Here is a 22,995-nt window from a genome sequence, read left to right on the forward strand (position 1 = left end):
CGCGCTCCTCGACCACGCGCAGCATCTTGACCTGCACGTCCAGCGGCATGCTTTCGATCTGATCCAGGAACAGCGAGCCGTTGTGGGCGCGCTCGACGTGGCCGACGCGGCGGCGCAGGGCGCCCGCGAAGGCCCCCAGCTCATGGCCGAACATCTCGCTTTCGATCAGACCTTCGGGCAGGGCGCCGCAGTTCACCGCGACGAAGGGATGGGGGCGGCGGCGTCCCGCATTGTGCAGCGAGCGGGCCACGGACTCCTTGCCCACCCCGGTTTCGCCCTCGATCAGCACGTCCATGCGGGCGTCGGCGATCTGTGCCAGGGTGGCGCGCAGCTGGCGGATGACCGCGCTGTCGCCCATCAAGGGCGTCTCGACCGCGCCGTCGGCGGCCAGGACCGCCAAACGTCGATTGTCCAGCACTAGGGCCCGCTTCTCCAGCGCCCGCCGCAGACTGTCCATCAGACGCTCGAACGGGAAGGGCTTGGCCACGAAATCGTAGGCGCCGGCACGCATGGCGGCGACCGCATCGGCAACGTCGCCGTGGCCGGTGATCAGGATGACGGGCAGGGCGGGATCGTCGGCCTGCAGCCGGTCCAGCAGCTGGCGGCCGTCCATGTGCGGCATCCGCAGGTCGGTGACGACGACGCCGGGAAAGTCGGGCTCGACGCCTTTCAGCCCGGCCTCGGCCGAGGCGAAGGCGCGCACGTCTAGGCCTTCCAACGTCAGCCGCTCGACCAGAGCTTCGCGGAAGTCGCCGTCGTCCTCGATCAGGGCGACGGCGTTGAGGGCGGGAAACTGCATCACGCGGCCCTCACGTCGCCGCCTTCAGGCGGATGACGAAGACCGCGCCGTCGCCGCCCGACTCGGCCAGGTCCAGCTGGCCGCCGAAGCCGGCGATGATGTCGCGGCAGATCACCAGCCCCAGCCCCAGGCCGTTGGACTTGCTGGTGACGAAGGGGGTGAACAACTGCTCGCGGATCGCCGCGTCCAGCCCCGGCCCGGTGTCGGTCACCCGCAGTTCGATCCAGTCGCCCACGCGTCGCGCCGCCAGGATCAGCGTGGGCAGAGGCCGGCCCTGCATCGCCTCGGCGGCGTTCTTGGCCAGGTTGACCACGACCTGTTCAAGTCTGAATTTGTCGGCCTGCACACGCAGGCCGGGCTCCAGTCCCTGAAGCGTCAGCACCACCCCGCCCTGGCGCAGGCGTCCGCCGACCAGCAGCAGGGCGCCGTCCACCGCCTCCTTGAGATCGACCGTGGCGAGACGTGGTTCGGACTTGCGCGAGAAGACGCGAAGAGCCTCGGTGATCGCGCCGATCCGCGCCGTCAGTTCGCCGATGCGGGCGAGGGCGCGACGGGCGGGCGCGGACTCGCCGCGGTCCAGATAGGCCTCGGTCGTTTCGGCCTGGGTCATGATGGCGGCGACCGGCTGATTGATCTCGTGGGCCACGCCGGCGACGATCTGTCCCAGCGCCGCCAGCTTGCTGGCCTGCACCAGTTCGTCGCGCAGCAGTTCGCGGCTGGCCTCGGCGCGGCGGCGCTCTTCGATCTCGGCGTTCAGGGCCGCATTGGCCTGGCTCAGCGCGGCTGTCCGTTCGGCGATCCGGCGTTCGAGGTCCAGGCGCTGGGCTTCCTCGCGGCGTGCGCGGCCGAGGGCCTGCTGGCGGCGACGGATCATCAGGGCGCCGATCCCGGCCAGCAGCGCGACTAGCAGCACCGCCAGCGCGCGCCACAGGGCCACCGCCGATTCGATAGCGCCGCGCGACGGCGCCAGCAGGTGCAGGGTCCAGCCGGGCGTGGCCGTGCCGGTCTCGGCGTGCATCCAGGGACCTGAGCCGCCCTGGATCGTCGCGCGCATCAGGGCCGGATCGGGCCCCGGGGGCGTGCGAAAGGGCAGGGGGCGCAGCGCCTCCGACGACAGGGTCTGGTCAATCAGGGTCAGGCGGCGCCGCGCCTCGTCCAGGGGGCCCAGCGTGCGGAAGCGCCAGTCCGGCACGCTGGTGATCAGCACCACGCCGCCAGGGTCCACCACCCAGGCCGGTTCGCCCGATGCCCGCCATTCGGCCTCCAGCGCGTCGAACTCGACCTTGACCACGACGACGCCCAGGACGCGCCCGCCCGATGCGACGACGCGGCGCGACAGATACAGGCCGGGCCGTCCGCTGACCGTGCCCAGGGCGAAGAACTCGGCCGAGCCGTCACGCACCGCGCCGACGAAATAGGGCCGGAAGCCGTAATCGGCGCCGACGAAGCTGTCGGGGCGGCGCCAGTTGCTGGCCGCGCGGGTGATCCCCTGCGCGTCGATGACATAGACGGCGGCCGCGCGCGCCTGATCGGCCAGGGTCTCAAGCCGCGCATTGATCGCCTCGGCCTCGCCGCCGTCTGACAGCAGGCGCGCGACATCGGCGTCGGTGGCCAGGACCAGTGGAAGCGAGCGCTGCTTATCCAGCTCGCTGCGCAGCACGGCCGCATGAAGCAGCGCCCCCGCCTGCGCTTGTCGGGCCAGTTCGGCCTGGGCCTGACGCCGCGCCGCCTCGCCCGCCCCGGCCGCCGCTACAACGGCGAGCGTCGCGGCGGCGAGGGCGTACATGGCCCATCCGGCGACTCGACTTCGAAGCCAACTGCTCATCCGCCATTTGTGCGGAGAATCGCACGACAGCGCCAGAGATCGTGGCGAAATTCCGCACGAGTACCGTTGGGTTTATGTGGCGGCAAGAAAAAAGTCTCTTATATCAAAGATGTATAGGTGGTGGCCGATTGCATGGTTGTCGGCTTGGTGTGAGGGCACAGTGACGACGGACGCGACGCAGAGCGCGCCGACGAGGAAACCGCGAGCCCGCTCGCCAATCGGAGCCAGTCACAGCTTGATCGTCTCGCCCCCCGTCGTCGCCGGCGCCCCCGCGCCTGTGCGCAAGCCCTTCTACACCCAGCTCTATTTCCAGGTGATCTTCGCCATCATCGCGGGCGGACTGATCGGCCATTTCTATCCGACCTTCGGCGAAAGCCTGAAGCCGCTTGGCGACGCCTTCATCAAGTTGGTGAAGATGATCATCGCGCCGGTGATCTTCCTGACGATCGTCACGGGCATCGCCGGCATGCGCGACATCGGCCGGGTCGGCCGGGTTGCGGCCAAGGCCTTCGCCTACTTCCTGTTCTTCTCGACCCTGGCGCTGATCGTCGGCCTGATCGTGGCGAATGTGGTGCAGCCCGGCCGCGGGCTGAACATCGATCCCGCCACGCTCGACAGCGGCGCGGTCGCGCAATACGCCACCGCCGCTCACGAGAGCACGATGACCGGCTTCCTCATGGGCATCATCCCCGACACGGTGGTCAGCGCCTTCTCGACCGGCAACATCCTGCAGGTGCTGTTCGTCTCGATCCTGTTCGGCATCGCCCTGGCCATGGTCGGCGACATGGGCAAGCCGGTCATGACCTTCCTGGAGTCGGCCAGCGCCGCGTTCTTCAAGCTGGTCGGCATCCTGATGCGGGCAGCGCCCATCGGCGCCTTCGGGGCGTTCGCCTTCACCATCGGAGCCTATGGCATCGCCTCGATCGCCAATCTGGCGGCGTTGATCGCCACCTTCTATCTGACCTCGCTGATCTTCGTGCTCGGGATTCTGGGCCTAGTGGCCTGGTTCAACGGCTTCTCGATCTTCGCCCTGATCCGCTATCTGAAGGAGGAGCTGCTGCTGGTGCTCGGCACCTCCAGTTCCGAAGCGGCCCTGCCCAGCCTGATCTCCAAGATGGAGAAGGCCGGCGCGTCCAAGTCGGTCGTCGGCCTGGTGGTGCCCACCGGCTATTCGTTCAACCTGGACGGCACCAACATCTACATGACCATGGCGGCGCTGTTCATCGCCCAGGCGCTGAACATTCCCCTGACGCTGGAGCAGCAGATCCTGCTGCTGCTGGTTGCCATGCTCAGCTCCAAGGGTGCGGCGGGCATCACGGGCGCCGGCTTCATCACCCTGGCGGCCACCCTGTCGGTGGTGCCGACGGTGCCGGTGGCGGGAATGGCCCTGATCCTGGGCATCGACCGCTTCATGAGCGAGTGCCGGGCCCTGACCAACTTCATCGGCAACGCCGTCGCCACCCTGGTGGTGGCCCGCTGGGAGGGCGAGCTGGACCGAGACCAGATGCGCGCGGCCCTGGCCAAGGGGCCCAAGCCCCTGGCGGCTCAGCCGGATCCGGCCGCCGGGCCGGGCGATGACACGGCGATCACCGCCGACTGACGAACCCCAAAGAAAAAAAGACCGGGAGGAGGACACAATGAACATTCGCAGCAAGACCCTATGGGGGGCCACGGCTTCCGCCGCCGTCCTGATGATGGCCGCGCCGGCTCTGGCTCAGACCCAGCCGGAGACCGCGCCGGTCGATCCGAACCAGCCGACGACGGTGGAAGACATCGTCGTGGTCGGCACCAACATCCGCGGCGCGCGCACCACCGCCGCCCTGCCGGTGGTCGTGGCCGACCGCGAGCAGATCGACGCCACCGGCGCCACGACCGGCGACGAGCTGCTGCGCACCATCCCTCAGATGGGCGACGTGCTTTTCGACAGCGCCAACAACCCCCAGACGTCCAACTCGGCGCGCGGCGATGTGAACTCGGTGAACCTTCGCTCGCTGGGCGTGGGCAACACACTGGTGCTGCTGAACGGCCGTCGCCTGGTTCAGCACCCGACCAGCCAGGGCACGTCGGACACCGGCACGGTGCCGGTGCTGAGCTACAACTCCAACGCCATTCCGGTGTCGGGGCTGGAGCGCCTGGAGGTTCTGCTGGACGGCGCGGCCGCCATCTATGGCGCGGACGCCGTGGCCGGCGTGGTCAATACGGTCCTGCGCACCGACATCGACGGCCTGAGCCTGAGCGCCCGTTACGGCGGCGCCGAAGGCACCCAGATGCGCGACACCGAGGTCAATCTATTCACGGGCAAGAACTTCGACCGCGGCAACGTCTCTCTGTTCGCCAGCTATGCGGAGCGCACCGCTCTGTGGGCCGAGGACCAGGACTTCACCCGGTCTGACGATTTGCGCCCGCTGTTCGCCGATTATCCCGATTTCGCGGGCGTCCAGGCGCTGGACGGCCGGTCGTCGAACACGCCGTGGGCGCGTCTGTCGGTCGGCTCGCGGCCCGTGATCCGCTCGAACGGGGTGGCGGTGACCAACACCGCCGGGGCCTTCCGCTATCAGCCCACCAGCTTCGGCTGCGGCGTCAGCGTCGGCAATGACATCTGCATCGCCAGCGGCAACCACAACTTCAACACCACCAACCGCGAGATGCGCTACGACACGCGCTATCAGACGACGGTTCGGCCCTCGGTCGAGCGGATCAACCTGTTCGCCACCGGCCGCTACGACCTCGGCTCGGGCGTCGAGGCCTTCGGCGAGATCGGCTATTACGGCGCCAGCAGCCGTGCGGTTCAGCCGCCGGTGGTCAATCTGAACCAGATCTGGATCCCGGCCAGCAACTACTACAACCCCTTCGGACCGGTGACCTTCGCCGACGGCACACTGAACCCGAACCGTCTGCCGGGCCTCACCGGCGTGCCGACCGCCGGCCTGCCGGTGCTGATGACCAACTACCGCTTCGTCGACACCGGCTTCCAGGTGGTCAAGGTCGACAACTACCAAGCCCGCCTGCTGGGCGGTCTGCGCGGCGAGTGGAACGGCTGGGACTGGGAATCGGCCCTGACCTATTCCGAGGCCGAGGCCGAGGACGTGTCGCCCAACATCAACATGACCGCGCTGCAGCGGCAGCTGGCCCTGTCCACGCCTGACGCCTACAACCCCTTCAGCGGCGGCTGCGTCGCCACGACGAGCTTCGGCGATTGTTCGCCCAGCAGCCAGGCGGCCATCGACGCCATCGTCTTCGACCTGAAGCGCGTATCCCGAACCACCCTGACCATGGCCGACTTCCGCGTGTCGCGCGGCGACCTGTTCAGTCTGCCGGGCGGCCCGGTGGGCATGGCCATGGGCCTGGAGGCGCGCCACGAAACCCAGAAGGATGATCGCGACGCCAACCTGGACGGCACCAACGTCTTCGTTGACATGGTGACGGGCGAAACCAACCAGTCGAACACTTCGGCGGTCAGCCCCAACCCCGACACCTCGGGCAGCCGCGACGTCTTTTCGGCCTATGTCGAGTTCGCCGTGCCGCTGGTCTCGCCCGAGATGAACATTCCCGGCATCTATCAGCTGGATGTCCAGCTGGCCGGTCGCTACGAGCACTATTCGGACTTCGGATCGGTGGCCAAGCCCAAGATCGCCGTGGCGTGGGATCTGATCCCCGGCGTGCGCGTGCGCGGGTCCTACTCCGAAGGCTTCCGCGCCCCGAACCTTGAGCAGACCAACGCCACCCAGTACGGCCGTCTGGCCAGCGGCGTGGACTATGTGCGCTGCGAGGCCGATCTGCGTGCGGGTCGGATCAGCAACTTCGCCCAGTGTTCGCAGAACACGTCCAGCGCGTCGCTGCTTGTCGCCGGCAACCCCGACCTGGAGCCGGAAGAGAGCACCAACACCTCCTACGGCCTGGTTTTCCAGCCTGACTTCCTGCCGGAATCCCTCGGGTCGCTGACGATAACCGTCGATCGCTGGCGGATCGAGCAGGAGAAGATTGTCGGTCTTCTGGGCGCCCAGACGGCCTTGGCGCTGGACTATCTGAACCGCGTTCAGGGCGGGTCGAACCCGCTGGTCAACCGCCGGGCGGTCACGCCCGAGGACATCCTTCTTTTCGAGGGCACGGGGCTGACGCCGGCCGGCGAGGTGGTGTCGATCAACGACCGCTTCATCAACTTGCAGCCGCAGACTGTCAGCGGCATGGATTTCGGCGTCAACTGGACGAAGCGGCGGACCGCCTACGGCACCTTCATCGTCAACTTCAACGCCAGCAAGCTGGAGAAATTCACGCGTGATCCCGGCGACATCGTCAACGAACTGTTCGAGGCGCGCGCCAATGGCACGATCAACGCCGGCACCACCCTGCCGGACCCCTCGCAGCTGATCGGGCAGAACGGGCGGCCGGAATGGCGCCTGAACACCAGCCTGACGTGGCGCAAGGGCCCGTGGCGCGCAGGCGCCACCAGCCAGTACATCAGCGGCTTTGAGCAGGCGAGCCTGCTGGGCGCTTCCGGCCAGCCCTTCCAGGTCGAAGGCCGCCAGACCTACAACGCCTATGTGGACTATGAATTCCCGTCCGACACGCGACTGCGGATCGGCGCGCGCGATCTGACGGACAGAGGTCCGCCGCTGGCCGACAACGGTTTCCGCGGCACGGTCCACAGCCCGTGGGGTCGCTATTGGTACGTCAACGTCTCGCAGACGTTCTGACGAGGGAGCGGACGATGATCAGGCTCGGTTCGACGACAGCGATCCTGGGGGCGGCGTGGCTTGCTTTCGCCCCCTTCCACGCCGTCGCCGGAGATGCGCCCGAAGCGTGCGCGCCCGTCCCCGCCGCCTGTCCCGATTCCCTCCCGCAGCGGGCGCGCTGCTGGTCGGGGCAGGCGGCAAGCGGGGCCTATTACTGGCTGGCGGTGCCTGAGGATTGGAACGGCGTTCTGGTCGTCCATGCCCACGGCGGCCCGCGCACCGCCACGCCCAAGGCCGAGGATCCGGTCGAGGACCTGGAGCGGTTCTCCATGACCGTGCGCGAAGGCTACGCCTGGGCCGGATCGACCTATCGGCGGGGCGGCTACGGCGTGCGGATGGCGGCCGAGGACACCGAACAGCTGCGCCAGATCGTCTGGGACTTCATGGGACGGCCCCGACGGACCCTCCTGCATGGACAGTCCTGGGGCGGAAACGTCGCGGCAAAGGCGGCTGAACTGTATGCCCGCGGCGCCGAGGGCAAGGTGGTGTGGGACGGCGTCGCCCTGACCAGCGGCCTGCTGGCCGGCGGCACCCGCGGCTATACGTTCCGCGCCGACCTGCGCGCGGTGTATCAGTTCTACTGCAACAACCATCCCAAGCCCGACGAGGCCCCGTATCCGCTGTGGAGCGGCTTGCCGGCGGACAGCCGCCTGACCCGCGCGCAGCTGGCCGAGCGGGTCCAGCAGTGCACCGGCGTCGGTCTGCCCGAGGCGCGTCGCACGGCCGCGCAGAAGGCCCGCCTGGCGGACATCCTGAATGTGGTCGGCATCGGCGAGGACCAACTGGTCTCGCACTTGGCCTGGGCTACCTTCCTGTTCCGCGACCTGGTTCAGCAGCGGCTGGACGGGCTCAACCCCTTCGACAACAGCGACACGGTTTATGCCGGGTCGCACGACGACGCGGCGCTGAACGCGGGCGTACAGCGGTTCTTGGCCGATCCTGAGGGCCTGGCGCGCCTGGCCTATGACGCGGACCTGTCGGGCCTGATCGTCGCGCCGACGGTGACCATCCACGGCATCGACGATCCGACCGTGTTCGTGTCCCACTCGGCCGCCTATCGCCAAACGGTCGAGGCGGCGGGGCGGGGCGATCTGCTTGTCCAGACCTTCACCCGCGAAAGCGAGCACAGCCGCCTGTCGCGCCCGCAATACGTCGCCGTGTTCGACGCCCTGCTGAGCTGGATCGACACCGGCGAACGGCCGACGCCGGTCCAGATCGCCGCCCGCTGCGACGCCGCCGCGCCCGCCTACGGCGAGCCGTGTCTGTTCGACACCGACTTCCAGCCCCGCTGGCCCTGACACCTTCCTGCCAAGCTTCGCAGAACATCGTCTGTGTTCATCAGGTCACTATGACCGTTTCGTAACGGATCGGCCTTGGATTGGCCGTGAAGCGCTCCCACCTAAGCACTCGCTGGGTTGGGCCGACGACCAAAGAAGTCGTCGTCTCTTAGGAGTTAATGAAACAATGCGTAATATTCTCATCGCCGCCGCCGCCGTTTCCGCCATTGCTGCGCCTGCCATGGCTCAAAGCATGCAATCGCCGACCTATTACGGCACGCTGGGCTACTCTCAACTTGATGGCAGCCAGGGTGACCTGGGCGCCGTAACGGGGCGACTGGGCGCCAAGTTCACCCCCAACCTGGGTGTCGAAGGCGAAGTCTCTTTCGGTGTGAAGGATGAAGACTTCACCGTCGCCGGCGTGAACGGCAAGCTGAAGCACAACTACGACGCCGCCGTTTACGGCGTGGCCACCCTGCCGGTGACGCCGCAGTTCGAACTGTTCGGACGCGTCGGCTACGGCACCACCGAAATCGAAGCCAAGATTCCGGGTGTCAGCGCCCGTGAAGACGGCGACAGCTGGAACTACGGCGCCGGCGCCAACTACTTCTTCGACGGCCAGAACGGCGTCCGCGGCGACTGGACCCGTCGCGACTTCCGCAGCGGCGGCGGCGAAGCGGACATCTATTCGCTGAACTACGTCCGTCGCTTCTGATCCACGTCGATCATTGCAACGACTGAGGGCGCGCTTCGAAAGGAGCGCGCCCTTTTCGATTCAGGCGGCCGGAGAAGCGGCCGGCGCCAGGCCCTGCATGATCATGCGGTTGATGTCGATCAGGGGCTCGAAGTCTTCATCTCCGGCCATCACCGCCGAGGAGTGGCGACTGACGAAAAGGCTCAGAGAAATGAAGTTGGCCCGCATCGCCTGAGGCATGGCGTTGGCGGAATCCGAGCAGTCGCTGGCCAGGGTCGTCCAAAGACGCCGGTTCCAGTCCAGCGCGTCGATGCGGGTCTTGAAATCCTTCTGGTCGGCCTGGGACGCCTCGACCAGGGCGCGGGTGACCTGGCCGAAAAGGCGGTATTCCATTTCACGCGGGCTTTCAGCCCGCGCCGACGCCGCCTTGTAGGCCTGAAGCGACATGGGTCACCCTTTCCTCGTAATCCACCAGTTTGCGGGCCGTCATCAGGGCCTTGTAATAGTCGCGAGCCAGAACGTGGCGTGACACGGACACGCAATCGGCCAGGACCTCCGGGTTGCGCGTGGCGCCCATGAACTCGGTCAGGCGCAGCACGAACTCGTCATAGACGGCCGGCGGCCCGCCCTGCTCGAGATACATCATCATGACGGGGAAATAGATGCGGCGCGCGGGCGTGTTCACGTCCTCGGGCTGCATGATGTCCTTTTCGCGCAAGACACTGGCCTTGTTCTGAAGGATCAGCACGCCGCGCCGGTCGCCGTTCTGAACGACGGCGCCGTTCAGAACGAACTTCTCGCCGGGCTTCAGCGACAGTTTCAAAGGCATTCGGCCGGGTCTCCCTCAGCGCTGTTGAGTGCAACCTATACGGGTCAAGCGCAAACCCAAGCTAAAGCGAGAGAGTTAACCGTTGCTTCCAGAAACGCTTCGGATCGGGCGGAACAGCGGATCAGACCCGGCGTTCAGACAGGCGACAGGAGAGCGACATGCCCGACGAATACGACCGCGACGAACAGGACCAGTCCGAAACCTTCGACGAAACCCACAGAGACGACGAGGGCGACGGCGACGAAATGCCCGACGAGATCGACGACGTCCTTGATGTCACCCAGGCCGATGGCGACGCCGACGAGGATGAGTTCGACGAGGACGACCAGGATCTGGATGATCAACTGGCGCTCGACGGCGTCGAGGCGGAGGCGGACGCCCTGCTGGGCGTCGATCGCGCCAAGGTCAGCGAGATCGACGGCGAGAGCGACGGCCTTCAGGGCAAGGACGAGGTCGAGCTCGTCTACACCGGCCTGATGCGCAACCAGAAGGGGGCCCAGGCCAGCGCCGCGCACTGGGAGGCCAAGCGCCTCTCCGACGATGACATCGAAGACCTGGGCTACGGCCCAGACAGCGACAACCCCACAGAGGAGGCTCCGCGATGACCGACCACAAGCACAAGGACGATCTGGACCCCAACGCGCCGCACGCCAAGCACGCCACGCGAGAAGAGGGCAAGCCGGATCAGCTGAAGAACAAGGCCGAGAACCGCCAGGAAGCGCTGGTGGATGAAGGGATCGAGGAAACCTTCCCGGCGTCAGATCCGGTCTCGGCCAAGCGCATAACCTGAGCGGCGACGGATCGCTGTTCAGGCGGGTTTCGATCCGCTACCTGCTCCGTCAGCAATGACGGAGCAGGTTTTATTTATGGCGCGGTTCGAAGGCACCCAGGACTACATCGCGACCGAAGAGCTGAAGGTGGCGGTCAACGCCGCTGTCACTCTTGAACGTCCCTTGCTGATCAAGGGCGAGCCGGGCACGGGCAAGACGGTTCTGGCCTATGAGTTGGCCCGCGCGCTGAATGCGCCTCTGATAACCTGGCACGTCAAATCCACGACCAAGGCCCACAGCGGTCTGTACGAATACGACGCCGTCAGCCGCCTGCGCGACAGCCAGCTGGGCGACGAGCGGGTGCACGACGTGCGCAATTATCTGAAGAAGGGCAAGCTGTGGGAGGCCTTCACCGCCCCCGAACGGCCCGTCTTGCTGATCGACGAGATAGACAAGGCCGACATCGAGTTTCCCAACGACCTGCTTCAGGAACTCGATCGGATGGAGTTCTATGTTCAGGAGACCGGCGAGACGATCCGCGCGGAACGCCGGCCGGTGGTGGTCATCACCTCCAACAATGAAAAGGAGCTGCCGGACGCCTTCCTGCGCCGCTGCTTCTTTCACTACATCCGCTTTCCCGACGCCGAGACCATGCAGTCGATCGTCGAGGTGCACTTCCCCGGCATCAAGCCGCGCCTGGTCGCCGAGGCGCTGAAGACCTTCTACGAGGTTCGCGACACGCCGGGTCTGAAGAAGAAGCCGTCCACGTCGGAGCTGCTGGACTGGCTCAAGCTGCTGCTGGTCGACGACGTGTCGCCGGAGACCCTGCGCGAGAAGACGCCCGGCAAGCTGATCCCGCCGCTGCACGGCGCCCTGCTGAAGAACGAGCAGGACGTGCATCTGTTCGAGCGCCTGGCCTTCCTGGGTCGTCGCGAGAGCGTCCGACCGGGCGGCTGAGGGCGGTCTTTCGAACGCAAGACTTACCGCGATTTCACTGGCGCCCCCCGACGGGCCGGCGGCATTATGCGGCCATGACCTGCCCTCCAAGGGATCGCCGCATGACCCGCGTCGCCGTTTCCATCGCCGTCCTGCTTGCCGGCTTCGGCCTGGCCGCCTGCGATGGCGACGGGGTGCGCATCACCTCGACCACCACCCGCACCGACGACGGCGGTCCGCTGAAGGTCGTCGACGCCCTGCAATGCCCCCAGACGCTGGACGTGCTGACCCGCAAGGGTTCGGCCTCGGCCGACGGCGCCAGCTGCACCTACGCCGGCCCGCGCGGATCCGAGGTGACGCTGCATCTGGTCAAGCTGAACGGGGCCAGCCCCGAATCCGTGCTGACCCAGTTCGAAACCCGGCTGAGCGGCGACATGCCCTCAGCAGCGGCCAAGATCGATTCCGACAACGCCCGCGCCCTGGCTGCCGCTTCGCGGGCCGACGCCGACGCCGCGAAGGCCGATGCGGACGCCGCCCACGCCGACGCCCAGGCGGCAGCGCTGGAGATCCATGCTGACGACGCCGCCGGCACGGCCACGGTGCGCGGTCCGGGCATGGACATCCGCGCCGACAAGGACAACGCTTCTGTGCGTCTGCCCGGCCTGCGGATCGAGACCCAGGGCGAGAACGCCTCGGTGCGCATCGGGGGACTGAACATCACCTCCAACGACGGCAAGGGCACGACGACTGTCACCTCGTCCAGCTCGACCTCCGGCCCGGGCGTCAGCGTCCAAGCGCGCGACAACATCGCCGAGGTCCGCACCACCGCCGGCGGCGAATCCACGCGCGCCACCTATGTCCTGTCCGACAGCCGGGCGGCACCGGGCGGCTGGGGCGTGGTGGGCTATGAGGCGCGGGGGCCGGCCGGCGGACCGATCGTGGTCGCCACGGTTCGCGCGCGGGAGCGCAATGCCGACGGGGTGTTCGAGGCGGCCCGCGAGCTGGTGACCCTGAACACCGGCCGTTGATAAGACGGACGCCGCCCTTGATCCTGTCGCCAGTATGGGTCACCTGACCCGCCCGCCGCGTTCAGGACAGACCCTTGGCCGAGAGCCCCCGCAAGACCGCCATCGCAAAGGCGCCCCGCGCCTGGCAACGCATGCTGTCCGGCCGCCGCCTCGATTTGCTCGACCCGTCGCCCTTCGACATCGAGATCGAGGACATCGCCCACGGCCTGGCGCGCGTCGCGCGCTGGAACGGACAGACGATCGGCGAGCACGCCTTTTCGGTGGCTCAGCACTCCTGCGTGGTCGAGGAGATCGCGGCCCACATTCGCCCTGGTCTCGAACCGAAGTGGCGGCTGGCGGCCCTGCTGCACGATGCATCGGAATATGTGATCGGCGACATGATCTCGCCGTTCAAGTCGGCGCTGGGCGCGGGCTATAAGGACTTCGAGGCCCGGCTGGAGGGCGCGATCCACGTTCGCTTCCAGCTGCCGCCCAAGACGCCGCAGACGATCAAGACCCTGATCAAGAAGGCCGACAAGGCCTGCGCCTATTTCGAAGCCACCCAACTGGCCGGCTTCAATCGCAAGGAGGCGCTGGGCTTCTTCGGTTCGCCGCCGCCGGGCTATGATCTGCAGATCGAGCCGCTGCCGGCGTCGCTGGCGCAGGAACGGTATCTGGAACGCTATCGCGTCTTGGCCGAGGCCTCGGGCCTGATCCCCGCCGCCGACGCCTGGCACACGGAATAGGGTCGGTCATGGGCGATCGCGCGGCGAAGGCGACGGGGCAGGGGGTGCGCATCGGCTTGTCCGCCGTGGTCATCGCCCTGATCGACCGCCGCGCCGTCGTCCTGACCACGCGCGACGGCCACGGTCGGCCCGCCCTGCCGTTCGGCCCGTTCGACCCCGCGCGCGACCGCACCTTCGAGCGCGCGCTGAGAGACTTCGTGACCGCCCAGACCGGCTTTCGCCTGGGCTTCGTCGAGCAGCTCTACACCTTCGGCGACGCGGGTCGCGAGGCGCCTCGCGCCACGCCGGGCCCTGAACAGGCGCGCGAGATCTCGGTCGGCTACCTGGCCCTGACGCCCGAGGCGGGCGCGCCGCCCTCGGCCGACGCGCGCTGGACGCCGGTCGGGGACCTGTTTCCCTGGGAGGACCGGCGCGACGACGGGCCGCTGCGCGTGCGCCTGGCCGATGGCCTGATGGCGTGGGCCGGTGACGACCCCCGCCGTCTCGCCCGAGTCGAAGCTCTGTTCGCCCTGACGCCGGATCGGCGCTGGAACGAGGAACGGGTGCTCGAGCGATACGAACTGCTCTACGAGGCCGGCCTAGTCGCCGAGGCCTCCCGCGACGAGGACCGGCCCGAGCCTCAGGACGCGCCCGGTTTGGCGATGGCGTCCGACCACCGCCGCATCCTGGCCACGGGCCTTGGCCGGCTGCGCAGCAAGATGAAATACCGCCCGGTGCTGTTCGACCTGACGCCCGAAGTCTTCACCCTGTCGGAGCTGCAGTCCGCGGCAGAAGCGGTTTCGGGCCTGTCGCTGCACAAGCAGAACTTCCGTCGCGGCGTCGAGCGCACCGGCCTGGTCGAGGCCACGGGCCGGTTGTCAGCGGCCACGGGCGGCCGCCCGGCCGAGCTGTTCCGCTTCGTCGGGGCCGACCCGCAGGGCGCGCCCGCGCCGGGTTTGCCGCTGCCGGCGCAACGCTGACGTTTTCCCTCCGATAGCCGCTTGCGGCGCGCCCGCGACATCATTAGAGAAGCGCGCTCAACCAAACGCTTCGGCGCCGCGGAGAGGTGGCAGAGTGGTTGAATGTACCGCACTCGAAATGCGGCGTGCCTTTACGGGTACCGGGGGTTCGAATCCCCCCCTCTCCGCCACCGGCCCTCAGATGATGCGATTGCAGCGGCTGACCGCGAGGGTTGTCCGCCCATTCTAGCCTGAAGCCATTCGCCGCAGTGCAGGTCGGCAACCTCGCATCAGCCATGGGGTTTGATCCCAACATGATGATGGAGGCGACCAATGGGGCAACTGGTGGACGGCGTCTGGCGGACCGGCGAAGTCGGCGCCGATGATGACGGCAGCTTCAAGCGCAAGGAGAGTCAGTTCCGCAGCTGGATCACCGCCGACGGAGCCCCAGGCCCGACCGGCGAGGGCGGCTTCGCGGCCGAGCCGGGCCGTTATCATCTGTACGTCAGCCTGGCCTGCCCCTGGGCGCACCGGACCCTGATCATGCGGCGGTTCAAGGGGCTGGATCAGATGATCGGCGTCTCGACCGTCCACTGGCTGATGCGCGACGACGGCTGGACGTTCGCTGAGGGGCCCGATGTGACGGGCGATCCCATCCACGGCGCCGATTTTCTGCATCAGGTCTATACCGCGGCGGACGCGGACTACACCGGCAAGGTCACCGTGCCGGTGCTGTGGGACAAGGCGCGCGGGACCATCGTGTCCAATGAATCCGCCGACATCATCCGCATGTTCAACAGCGCCTTCGACGGCCTCGGCGCGACCGACGGCGACTACTACCCGGACGCGTTGCGCGGCGAGATCGATGCGGTGAATGACCGTGTCTACGCCGAGGTCAATAATGGCGTGTATCGCGCCGGCTTCGCCGAGACCCAGGCCGCCTATGAGGAGGCCGTCGAGCCACTGTTCAGTGCGCTGGACTGGCTGGAGACGCGCCTGTCCGACAGGCCCTGGTTGATCGGGGACGAACTGACCGAAGCGGACATCCGTCTGTTCACCACCCTGGTGCGGTTCGACCTCGTCTATCACGGCCACTTCAAGTGCAACCGTCGGCGGATCGTGGACTATCCCGCCCTGTGGCGGTTCGTGCGGGACTTTCACGCCCTGCCCGGCGTGGCCGAGACGGTGAACGTGCAGCACATCAAGCGGCACTATTACGAGAGCCACCGGCGCATCAATCCGACGGGCGTGGTGCCGGCCGGGCCGGACATCAGCTTCGCGGTCTGAGGGCGGGATCACGAAGGCGAGAGCGCCGATTGCGGACCGGCGCAAATCATCCTTACATCTAAGTCCCTGTTCAACAGTCGAAAGGAGGTGATCCAGTGTCTCATTGTCATCAACCGCAAGGTATGGCCGCGCTCTGGAGCTTCCAGGGGGATCACGCCTGAGAAGGCGCGACTGACGGCCGGCCGCCACGCGGTCGACAATGAAGGGCCGGCGGCGACGCCGGCCCTTTTTGCATCTCAGAACAGACTGGCGATCCAGTTCCAGGCCAGGTGACCCAGGTGCACGACGGCCGACGACACCAGCACCATGTAGACGCCGCAAACGACCAGACCGATCCAGCCCGCGATCACCATCGCCCCGTCCCGCTGCATCAGCCCAAGCGAGAGCAGGATCAGCGTAGTCGCCGGCAGCATGTCGCCGAAGGGGATCGGCAGCGCCATCATGATCGCCAGCAGCACGCAGGCCACGCCGATCGCCACCTCGCCCAGCGACGCCGTCAGCACGGCCAAGCGCGGTCGTGTCAGGTTCTCGACGAAGCGGACCGGCTTCAAGGCGCGACGCACGGCCTTGGCGTAGGTCGCCCTGTTCATTGAGGCGCGCAGCATCCAGCCGGGCAGCCAAAGGGTCTTGCGCCGCACTGCCAGTTCGCAGGCCAGAAGGATGATCGGGGCGCCGAACACCGCCTTGCCGCCCGGCGGCCAGGGCAGGATGGCCATCAGCGACAGGATGAGGATCATGGCCCCGATGCCACGTTCGCCAAAGGCCTCGGCCACCTCGGCGATGCTGAGGCGCTCGGGCCCGACGGACAGGGCTTCGAGCACTTCGGAGAAGGTGCGTTCTCTGCCGGTCGCGGTTTCGATCAGGGTCATGCGGCCGGTGGAACGTGGGGAGCGTGAAGTGGATGCGTCATCTAGGCGTTGCCGCGACGCGGCGCCAGCGCCCTTGACCATGCCCGCCGCGCGTGGCCTTTGCGCCGCTTCATGAAGACCTCCGATTTCGATTTCGACCTGCCCGAGGACCGCATCGCCCTGCGCCCGGTCGAACCGCGCGACGCGGCGCGGCTGCTGGTCGTGCGCGACGGCGGGCTGGAGGATCGCATCGTGCGCGACCTGCCGGACTTCCTGAAGCCCGGCGACGCCCTGGTGTTCAATGACACCCGCGTGATCCCGGCGCGCCTGTCCGGCGTGCGCCAGCGGCTGGGCGCGGAGGGCGAGATGCTGACGGTGGAGGTCGAGGCCACCTTGCATCACCGCGACGCGCCCGACGTCTGGTCCGCCTTCATGAAGCCGGGCAAGCGGATCAAGGCAGACGACCGGATCCGCTTCGGCGTGGTCGAGGATGGGGCCTGCGCGCTGGGCCGACTGGTCGCCACGGTCGAGGCCAAGGGCGACGACGGCTTGGTGGCGCTGCGCTTCGACCTGGCCGGGCCGGCGCTGGACGACGCTATCCGCGACGTCGGCGTCATGCCTCTGCCGCCCTACATCGCCGCCAAACGGCCCGAGGACGATCGCGACCGGTCCGACTATCAGACCGTCTTCGCCGAACACGACGGCTCGGTCGCCGCGCCGACGGCCGGCCTGCACTTCACCCCGACTCTGCTGGAAGCCTTGAAGGCGCGGGGCGTGTCGACCCATGCGGTCACGCTGCACGTCGGCGCCGGGACCTTCCTGCCGGTCAAGGCCGACGACACGGCCGACCACAAGATGCACAGCGAGTGGGGCGAGGTGTCGGAAGAGACGGCCGCTGCGCTGAACGCCGTGCGCGCCGCCGGCCGGCGCATCGTCTGCGTCGGCACCACCTCGCTGCGCCTGCTGGAAAGCGCAACGCGCGAGGACGGGGTGGTCCAGCCGTTCCACGGCGACACGGCCATCTTCATCACGCCGGGCTACCGTTTCCGCGCCGTCGACGTGCTGATGACCAACTTCCACCTGCCCAAGTCGACCCTGTTCATGCTGGTGTCGGCGTTTGCGGGTCTGGAGACGATGCGGGCGGCCTACGCCCATGCGATCGCCGACGATTATCGCTTCTACTCCTACGGCGACGGCAGCCTGCTGTTCCGGGCCGCGCCATGAGCGACCTGCCCGAGCCGCTGGAAGCGACGCTCGACATCCTGGCCTCCGTGGCAGGCGAGCTTCAGGATCCCTGGTGGGTGTTCGGCGGCTCGGCCATGATCCTGGCGGGGCTGGACGACACTCAGGCGCCGGACGTTGACGTCATGGCCAGCCCGCGCGACGCGCGACGCCTGATCGCCGCCCTGGGCGGATCGGTGGTCGAAGACCCAGGTGAGGGCCTGTTCCGCTCGCGCGTCTTCGGTCAGATCCTGACCACGCCGGTTCCGGTCGATGTCATGGCCGAGATGGACGTGCGATCGAACGGCGACTGGGCGCCCGTCCGCTTCGAGACCCGGCTTGCGGTGGCGATGGGCGCCGGCCGCATCTACATCCCGACGGTCCAGGAGCAGATCGCCACCTGCCGCCTGTTCGGCCGCCCCAAGGATCTGCACCGCGCGGATCAACTGGAAAGATTGCTGCGCTGATGGCCTTCGCCTTCGACATCTCCGCCACCGACGGCCGCGCGCGCACCGGCGTGCTCAAGACGCCGCGCGGTGACATCCGCACCCCCGCCTTCATGCCGGTCGGCACCGCCGCCACGGTCAAGGCGATGACGGTGGATCAGGTCAGGCAGACCGGCGCGGACATCATCCTGGGCAACACCTACCACCTGATGCTGCGCCCCGGTCCCGAGCGGATGGAGCGGCTGGGCGGGCTGCACAAGTTCATGCGATGGGACGGGCCGATCCTGACGGACTCGGGCGGGTTTCAGGTCATGAGCCTGTCGGGCATCTCCAAGCTGACGGAGGAGGCGGTGACCTTCTCCAGCCACATCGACGGCTCCAAACACGTGCTGACGCCCGAACGGTCCATCGAAATTCAGGCCGACCGTCTGGGCTCGGACATCGTCATGCAACTGGACGAGTGCGTCGCCTGGCCGGCGGAAGAGGCGCGGGCGCGCGAGGGGATGGAACTGTCGGCCCGCTGGGCGCTGCGGTCGAAGAACGCCTTCGGCACGCGCGACGCCCAGGCCCTGTTCGGCATTCAGCAAGGCTCGACTTTCCAGAACCTGCGTCGCGAAAGTTCGGACCGGCTGCAGGAGATCGGCTTCGACGGCTACGCCATTGGCGGGCTGGCGGTCGGCGAGGGGCATCAGGCCATGTGCGAGGTGCTGGATTATGCGCCCGAGATGCTGCCGGCGGACCGCCCGCGCTATCTGATGGGCGTGGGCAAGCCGATCGATCTGGTCGAGGCGGTGTGGCGCGGCGTGGACATGTTCGACTGCGTGCTGCCGACGCGTGCGGGCCGCCACGGCCAAGCGTGGACCTGGAACGGGCCGCTGAACCTGAAGAACGCGCGCTTTGCCGAGGATCAGGACCCGCTGGAGCCCGACGTCCCATGCCCGGCGTCGCAGGACTATTCAAAGGCCTATCTGCACCACCTGATCCGCGCTGACGAGATTCTGGGCAAGATCCTGCTCAGCTGGCACAACATCGCCTTCTTCCAGGCGCTGACGGCGGCCATGCGCGCGGCGATCGCCGAGGGTCGGTTCGATGCCTTCCGCCGCGACTTCCACGCCAGGCAGGGGGCGACCCGCTAGACCGTCAGCAGCGTCGGCGAGCCAAGGCCCACGCGGTCGCCACAATGACGCTGGCGAGGAGGGCCGAGGCGACCACGTCGCCTGGGCCGTCGATAAAGAGCGCCAGAAGCAGCCCAGCCAGGCTTAGGACCGCCACCAGCAGCGGCGCGCGGAAGATGGCCCACAGCGACTGGTCCAGGCGGCTCATTTCGTGCGCCTGCGCCGCGCGACCCAGAGGTAGAGGCCGGACGTCAGGATGACGATGGTCGCCACGTCCAATACGGCCCACAGGATCTTAAGCGGCAAGCCGCCGTAGTCGCCGAAGTGCAGCGGCTGGGACAGGGACAGCGCCTTCACATACCAGGGCATGGGCGCGACCGCGGCCAGCTGGCCCGTGCGCGCATCGATCAGGGCGGGCGTGATCAGGTGGCTCGTGACAGGCGTGTCGCCATGAAAGAAGACGGCGTAGTGGTTGTCGGTCGAATAGTCCGAGCCCGGAAAGGCCACGAATTGCAGCGTCATGCCGGGCAGGGCCCGGCGTGCGCGATCCACGGCGGCGTCCAGCGAGCTGCGCTCGCCCAGGGCCACGGGGGCGTCGTAGGCCGCGGTCAGTTCGCCTAGAGCATCGTCCTTCCAATAGGCGATGATCGGGACGGCCAGGGTGTTGACCACGCCGGTCAGGCCGACGACCAGCACCCAGGCCGCGGTCACCACGCCCAGCAGGTTGTGATAGTCCAGCCAGCGCGTGCGGGCGGCCTTGGAGGCCCGCACCGTGCCGAAGGGCAGCCGCCGCATGAAGGGGGCGTACAGCACCACGCCCGAGACGACCGCCGCCGTCAGCATCAGCCCCATGACGCCCAGAAACAGCATGCCCGGCAGGCCCAAAAACATGTCGGTGTGCAACTGGAGCAGAAACTCCATCACCGGATGACCGGCCACGGGCGGGGCGGCGTCGCCCGAAGTCTGATCGATGGGCTGAAAGGCGTAGGCCCCGGCCGGCGCATCCGGCGCCCGGCTGGTGACGTTCACCACCGGCCGGTCCTCGTCGAAGCTCATGAACATCGGCGCATGCCCCGACTGGCGGGCCAGGGCCGTGTCGAGCACCTGGTCGAGGCTGAGGCGCGGGCCCTCTGCGGCGGCGGGCGTCCAGTCCTGATGAAGCAGCACCTCGTCGATCTCGTGGGCGAACACCAGCGGCAGCCCCGTGATGCACAGCATCAGCAGGAACAGGGTCGAAACCAGGCTGGACCAGGTGTGGACCCAGGACCAGGCGCGCAGGGTGCCGGTCTTCACGCGCCTAGAAGTCCGTCGAGATCGACAGCCGGAATGCGCGCGGCTGGCCCAGAGTCAGATAGTTGGCGCCGGGAAAGCCGCCGACCGCGACCCAGTGGTCCTCGTCGGCCAGATTTTCCACACGCGCGCGGATCGTCAGCGGACGACCACCGGCCTGGAAGGCGTAGCGAACGCCGGCGTCCAAACGAGTCCAACTCTCGAGCTCGACAGCGTTGTCGGCGCTGACCGGCTGCGATCCGGTGTGAATCACGCGGCCCTCGACGGTCAAACCCGGCGCGAAGGGCGCGTCCCATTCCACGTTCAGATTGGTCTGGAACTCGGGCACGCCGATGGGGCGCTTGCCATCCAGGGCTCCGCCGGCCGTGCGCTTCAGTTCAGCGTCTAGCCAGGACCAGCCACCCAGCACGCGCAGCCCCTCGCGCGGCTCGCCGAAGAAGGCGACCTCCACGCCCCGGTTCTCCTGTTCGCCGTTGGCGGCGAAGATGTTGTCGGCGTTCACGAAGGCGCTGGGCAGGGTCAGGCGGAACAGGCTGACCGATCCACCGAAGACCCCGACGTCGTACTTCAGGCCCACCTCGGCCTGTTCGGCGCGGAAGGGCGACAGCACCTCTCCGCGATTTTCCGCGGTGGCCGGTGCGGTCTGGCCGGGCGTCAGGGCCTCGGCGTAGTTGGCGTAGAGCGAGATGGCGTCGATCGGACGATAAATGAGGGCGAAGACCGGCGTCACGGCGTCGCCGTCGTAGCCGCTGATCTGAGCGCCGGTGTTGTAGTCATAGGCGCGGTTCTGGATTTCCTGATACCGGGCGCCGATCGTGGCCAGCACCTTGCCGTCCATGAGGGTGAGCATGTCGGCGACGGCCACGCTGGTGTTGCGCACGCGCCCGACCACGCCGGGGGCGTCAAGGTCGCCGCCAACGAAGAAGTCGGTAGCGGGCGGCGCGACGAAGACCGGATCGTACAGGTCCGAGGCGAAGCCGGCGAAATCCGAAAAGGCGTAGGCGTTCTTCTCGCGCGACTGCACGCGCGAGGCCGAGGCGACCAGGCGGTGGCCGACCGGTCCCGTGGCGACATCGGCCCGCAGGCCCACGTCGGCGGCGAAGACCTGGTCCTCGCGCGCATTGTCGAACCGATAGGCGCTCAGCGCGCCATCGGGCTGGGCGGTCGGGTTGGCCAGGCGATTGCGCTCTTCGCCCAGACGCCCGCCGACGGCGGCCCAGGCGGTGACGGCGTCGCTCAGGTCCAGTTCGCCGCGCGCGGCGCCGAACAGCTGGGTCTCGTCGGTGAAGGTCCAGGGCTGGGCGAAGTTGCGCTCTGCGTCCGGAGGCGTCGGCGCCGCGCCGGCCGGCGTCACCTGGGGCCTCGGCGCGTCGATCCTGTTGTCCTGCCACCCCAAGTCGGCCGAGAAGCGGGCGCGGTCGCCGCGCTTGTCCAGGCCCAAGCCGACCACCGTCAGTTCGCGGTTCTCGCCCTCGACAGCGCCTTCGCCGCCGCGCGCGGCGATGTTCAGCCGGCCGCCCCAGGCCTGATCATCGCCGAATCGGCGGGCGAGGTCGGCGGCGGCGTAGATCTCGCCGCCCGAGGACCAGCCGCCGGTCAGGCGGTTCAATGCGTGATCGGGCGCGCGCTTGGGCATCAGATTGACCGCGCCGCCCACGCCGCTGCCGCCGGGCGCCGCGCCGTTCAGAAAGGCGCTGGCGCCATGAAAGACCTCGACCCGCTCCAGGAACTCGGCCGCCACGAACTGTCGCGGCAGGACGCCGTACAGGCCGTTGTAGGTCATGTCGTCGGAGTAAACCGGGTAGCCGCGGATGACGTACAGCTCCTGGAAGTTGCCGAAGCCCTTGGTGAGGCGGACCGCCGGGTCGTTTCGCAGCACGTCGGCGACGCTGCGGGCCTGCTGATCGCGAGCCAGCTGTTCGGTGAAGTTGGTGGTGGCGAAAGGCGTGTCCATCACGTTCAGCGCGCCGAACAGGCCGACGCGGCCGCCGGTTGCAACCTGTCCGCCGGCTTGGGCCGGGGGCAAACGCACCTGCGATCCTGTGACCACGACCTCTTCGAGTTGGGTCGCCGGATCGACGGCGATCTGAGCCTGAGCGGGCAGGGCGATGGCCGCCGTTACGGCCAGCGCCGAGGTCGAGAGAGCCAGGAAACGGAACAACTGCGAACTCCGATAATAAGAATGCGTCGCAATAGTCCCGTGTCTTCTGTGTTGCAAGCGCCCTGAGGCGTCT

At 67.8% G+C, this 22,995-nt stretch carries 21 protein-coding genes, 1 tRNA gene and 1 pseudogene; 15 read left to right on the forward strand and 8 right to left on the reverse strand.

All coding sequences use genetic code 11. The features are described 5' to 3' along the window. On the reverse strand, positions 1-799 hold a 799-nt coding region (locus ACK4I0_RS04605; RefSeq protein WP_409608468.1), incomplete at its 3' end, for a sigma-54-dependent transcriptional regulator. A gap of 10 nt (positions 800-809) precedes the next feature. Further along, a complete protein-coding gene (locus tag ACK4I0_RS04610; protein WP_409608470.1) occupies positions 810-2,585 on the reverse strand; it encodes an ATP-binding protein in 1,776 nt (591 codons plus the stop codon). A gap of 274 nt (positions 2,586-2,859) precedes the next feature. On the opposite strand from ACK4I0_RS04610, the gene ACK4I0_RS04615 reads away from it, so the two are divergent. From ACK4I0_RS04615 to ACK4I0_RS04630, 4 genes are all read left to right on the forward strand, one after another. Then, on the forward strand, positions 2,860-4,224 hold the full coding sequence (locus ACK4I0_RS04615) for a dicarboxylate/amino acid:cation symporter (RefSeq protein ID WP_409608472.1): 1,365 nt from the start codon (positions 2,860-2,862) through the stop codon (positions 4,222-4,224). Between the two features lie 37 nt (positions 4,225-4,261). Further along, positions 4,262-7,318 (forward strand): TonB-dependent receptor plug domain-containing protein, encoded by a 3,057-nt coding sequence (locus ACK4I0_RS04620; protein WP_409608474.1) that lies wholly within the window; start codon positions 4,262-4,264, stop codon positions 7,316-7,318. Positions 7,319-7,332: 14 nt separating this feature from the next. After that, complete coding sequence (locus tag ACK4I0_RS04625) at positions 7,333-8,655, forward strand: hypothetical protein (RefSeq protein ID WP_409608476.1); 1,323 nt, start codon at positions 7,333-7,335, stop codon at positions 8,653-8,655. 166 nt (positions 8,656-8,821) lie between these two features. Next, positions 8,822-9,349, forward strand: coding sequence for a porin family protein (locus tag ACK4I0_RS04630; RefSeq protein ID WP_409608478.1), 528 nt, complete (start codon positions 8,822-8,824; stop codon positions 9,347-9,349). 60 nt (positions 9,350-9,409) lie between these two features. Here the strand turns inward: ACK4I0_RS04630 and flaF are convergent, their stop codons facing one another. Next, positions 9,410-9,775, reverse strand: coding sequence for a flagellar biosynthesis regulator FlaF (gene flaF / locus ACK4I0_RS04635; RefSeq protein WP_409608480.1), 366 nt, complete (start codon positions 9,773-9,775; stop codon positions 9,410-9,412). Next, complete coding sequence (gene flbT / locus ACK4I0_RS04640) at positions 9,735-10,157, reverse strand: flagellar biosynthesis repressor FlbT (protein ID WP_409608482.1); 423 nt, start codon at positions 10,155-10,157, stop codon at positions 9,735-9,737. Before flbT ends, flaF begins: the two co-directional genes overlap by 41 nt. A gap of 158 nt (positions 10,158-10,315) precedes the next feature. Between flbT and ACK4I0_RS04645 the strand changes: the two genes are divergently transcribed. From ACK4I0_RS04645 to ACK4I0_RS04680, 8 genes are all read left to right on the forward strand, one after another. Beyond that, positions 10,316-10,762, forward strand: a complete 447-nt coding sequence (locus tag ACK4I0_RS04645) for a hypothetical protein (RefSeq protein ID WP_409608484.1) — start codon at positions 10,316-10,318, stop codon at positions 10,760-10,762. Then, positions 10,759-10,947, forward strand: a complete 189-nt coding sequence (locus ACK4I0_RS04650; protein WP_409608486.1) for a hypothetical protein — start codon at positions 10,759-10,761, stop codon at positions 10,945-10,947. The genes ACK4I0_RS04645 and ACK4I0_RS04650 overlap by 4 nt, the downstream gene beginning before the upstream one ends. A 76-nt stretch (positions 10,948-11,023) precedes the next feature. Continuing rightward, complete coding sequence (locus ACK4I0_RS04655; protein WP_409608488.1) at positions 11,024-11,884, forward strand: AAA family ATPase; 861 nt, start codon at positions 11,024-11,026, stop codon at positions 11,882-11,884. 101 nt (positions 11,885-11,985) lie between these two features. Further along, positions 11,986-12,891 carry a methyltransferase type 11 gene (locus ACK4I0_RS04660; protein WP_409608490.1) on the forward strand — a complete coding sequence of 302 codons (906 nt, stop codon included), beginning with the start codon at positions 11,986-11,988 and terminating at the stop codon, positions 12,889-12,891. A gap of 131 nt (positions 12,892-13,022) precedes the next feature. After that, on the forward strand, positions 13,023-13,616 hold the full coding sequence (locus tag ACK4I0_RS04665; protein WP_409608756.1) for a YfbR-like 5'-deoxynucleotidase: 594 nt from the start codon (positions 13,023-13,025) through the stop codon (positions 13,614-13,616). Positions 13,617-13,624: 8 nt separating this feature from the next. Then, on the forward strand, positions 13,625-14,575 hold the full coding sequence (locus ACK4I0_RS04670; RefSeq protein ID WP_409608492.1) for an NUDIX hydrolase: 951 nt from the start codon (positions 13,625-13,627) through the stop codon (positions 14,573-14,575). Between the two features lie 80 nt (positions 14,576-14,655). Beyond that, positions 14,656-14,745 (forward strand) — tRNA-Ser (locus ACK4I0_RS04675). Positions 14,746-14,887: 142 nt separating this feature from the next. Beyond that, complete coding sequence (locus tag ACK4I0_RS04680; RefSeq protein WP_409608494.1) at positions 14,888-15,841, forward strand: glutathione S-transferase family protein; 954 nt, start codon at positions 14,888-14,890, stop codon at positions 15,839-15,841. A 236-nt stretch (positions 15,842-16,077) separates the two neighbouring features. Here the strand turns inward: ACK4I0_RS04680 and ACK4I0_RS04685 are convergent, their stop codons facing one another. Continuing rightward, a complete protein-coding gene (locus ACK4I0_RS04685; protein ID WP_409608496.1) occupies positions 16,078-16,710 on the reverse strand; it encodes an exopolysaccharide biosynthesis protein in 633 nt (210 codons plus the stop codon). Between the two features lie 111 nt (positions 16,711-16,821). On the opposite strand from ACK4I0_RS04685, the gene queA reads away from it, so the two are divergent. Genes queA through tgt form a run of 3 tightly spaced genes read left to right on the forward strand, consistent with a single transcriptional unit; the run spans position 16,822 to position 19,492 of the window. Next, a complete protein-coding gene (queA, locus tag ACK4I0_RS04690; RefSeq protein ID WP_409608498.1) occupies positions 16,822-17,913 on the forward strand; it encodes a tRNA preQ1(34) S-adenosylmethionine ribosyltransferase-isomerase QueA in 1,092 nt (363 codons plus the stop codon). Further along, a complete protein-coding gene (locus ACK4I0_RS04695) occupies positions 17,910-18,377 on the forward strand; it encodes a hypothetical protein (protein ID WP_409608500.1) in 468 nt (155 codons plus the stop codon). The genes queA and ACK4I0_RS04695 overlap by 4 nt, the downstream gene beginning before the upstream one ends. Continuing rightward, entirely contained in the window at positions 18,374-19,492 is a 1,119-nt protein-coding gene (gene tgt / locus ACK4I0_RS04700; protein WP_409608758.1) for a tRNA guanosine(34) transglycosylase Tgt, read from the forward strand. The genes ACK4I0_RS04695 and tgt overlap by 4 nt, the downstream gene beginning before the upstream one ends. 4 nt (positions 19,493-19,496) lie before the next feature. On the opposite strand, the gene ACK4I0_RS04705 is transcribed toward tgt, so the two are convergent. The 3 genes and pseudogenes from ACK4I0_RS04705 to ACK4I0_RS04715 all read right to left on the reverse strand — a co-directional run bounded on the left by ACK4I0_RS04705 (position 19,497) and on the right by ACK4I0_RS04715 (position 22,922). Continuing rightward, on the reverse strand, positions 19,497-19,679 hold the full coding sequence (locus tag ACK4I0_RS04705; RefSeq protein ID WP_409608502.1) for a hypothetical protein: 183 nt from the start codon (positions 19,677-19,679) through the stop codon (positions 19,497-19,499). After that, positions 19,676-20,859, reverse strand: a pseudogene (locus tag ACK4I0_RS04710) (PepSY-associated TM helix domain-containing protein). Before ACK4I0_RS04710 ends, ACK4I0_RS04705 begins: the two are co-directional and overlap by 4 nt. Continuing rightward, positions 20,769-22,922, reverse strand: a complete 2,154-nt coding sequence (locus tag ACK4I0_RS04715; protein ID WP_409608504.1) for a TonB-dependent receptor — start codon at positions 22,920-22,922, stop codon at positions 20,769-20,771. Before ACK4I0_RS04715 ends, ACK4I0_RS04710 begins: the two are co-directional and overlap by 91 nt. Positions 22,923-22,995 lie beyond the last annotated feature (73 nt).

Origin of the sequence: Brevundimonas sp., from assembly GCF_046295775.1 — a bacterium.
Lineage (GTDB): Bacteria > Pseudomonadota > Alphaproteobacteria > Caulobacterales > Caulobacteraceae > Brevundimonas.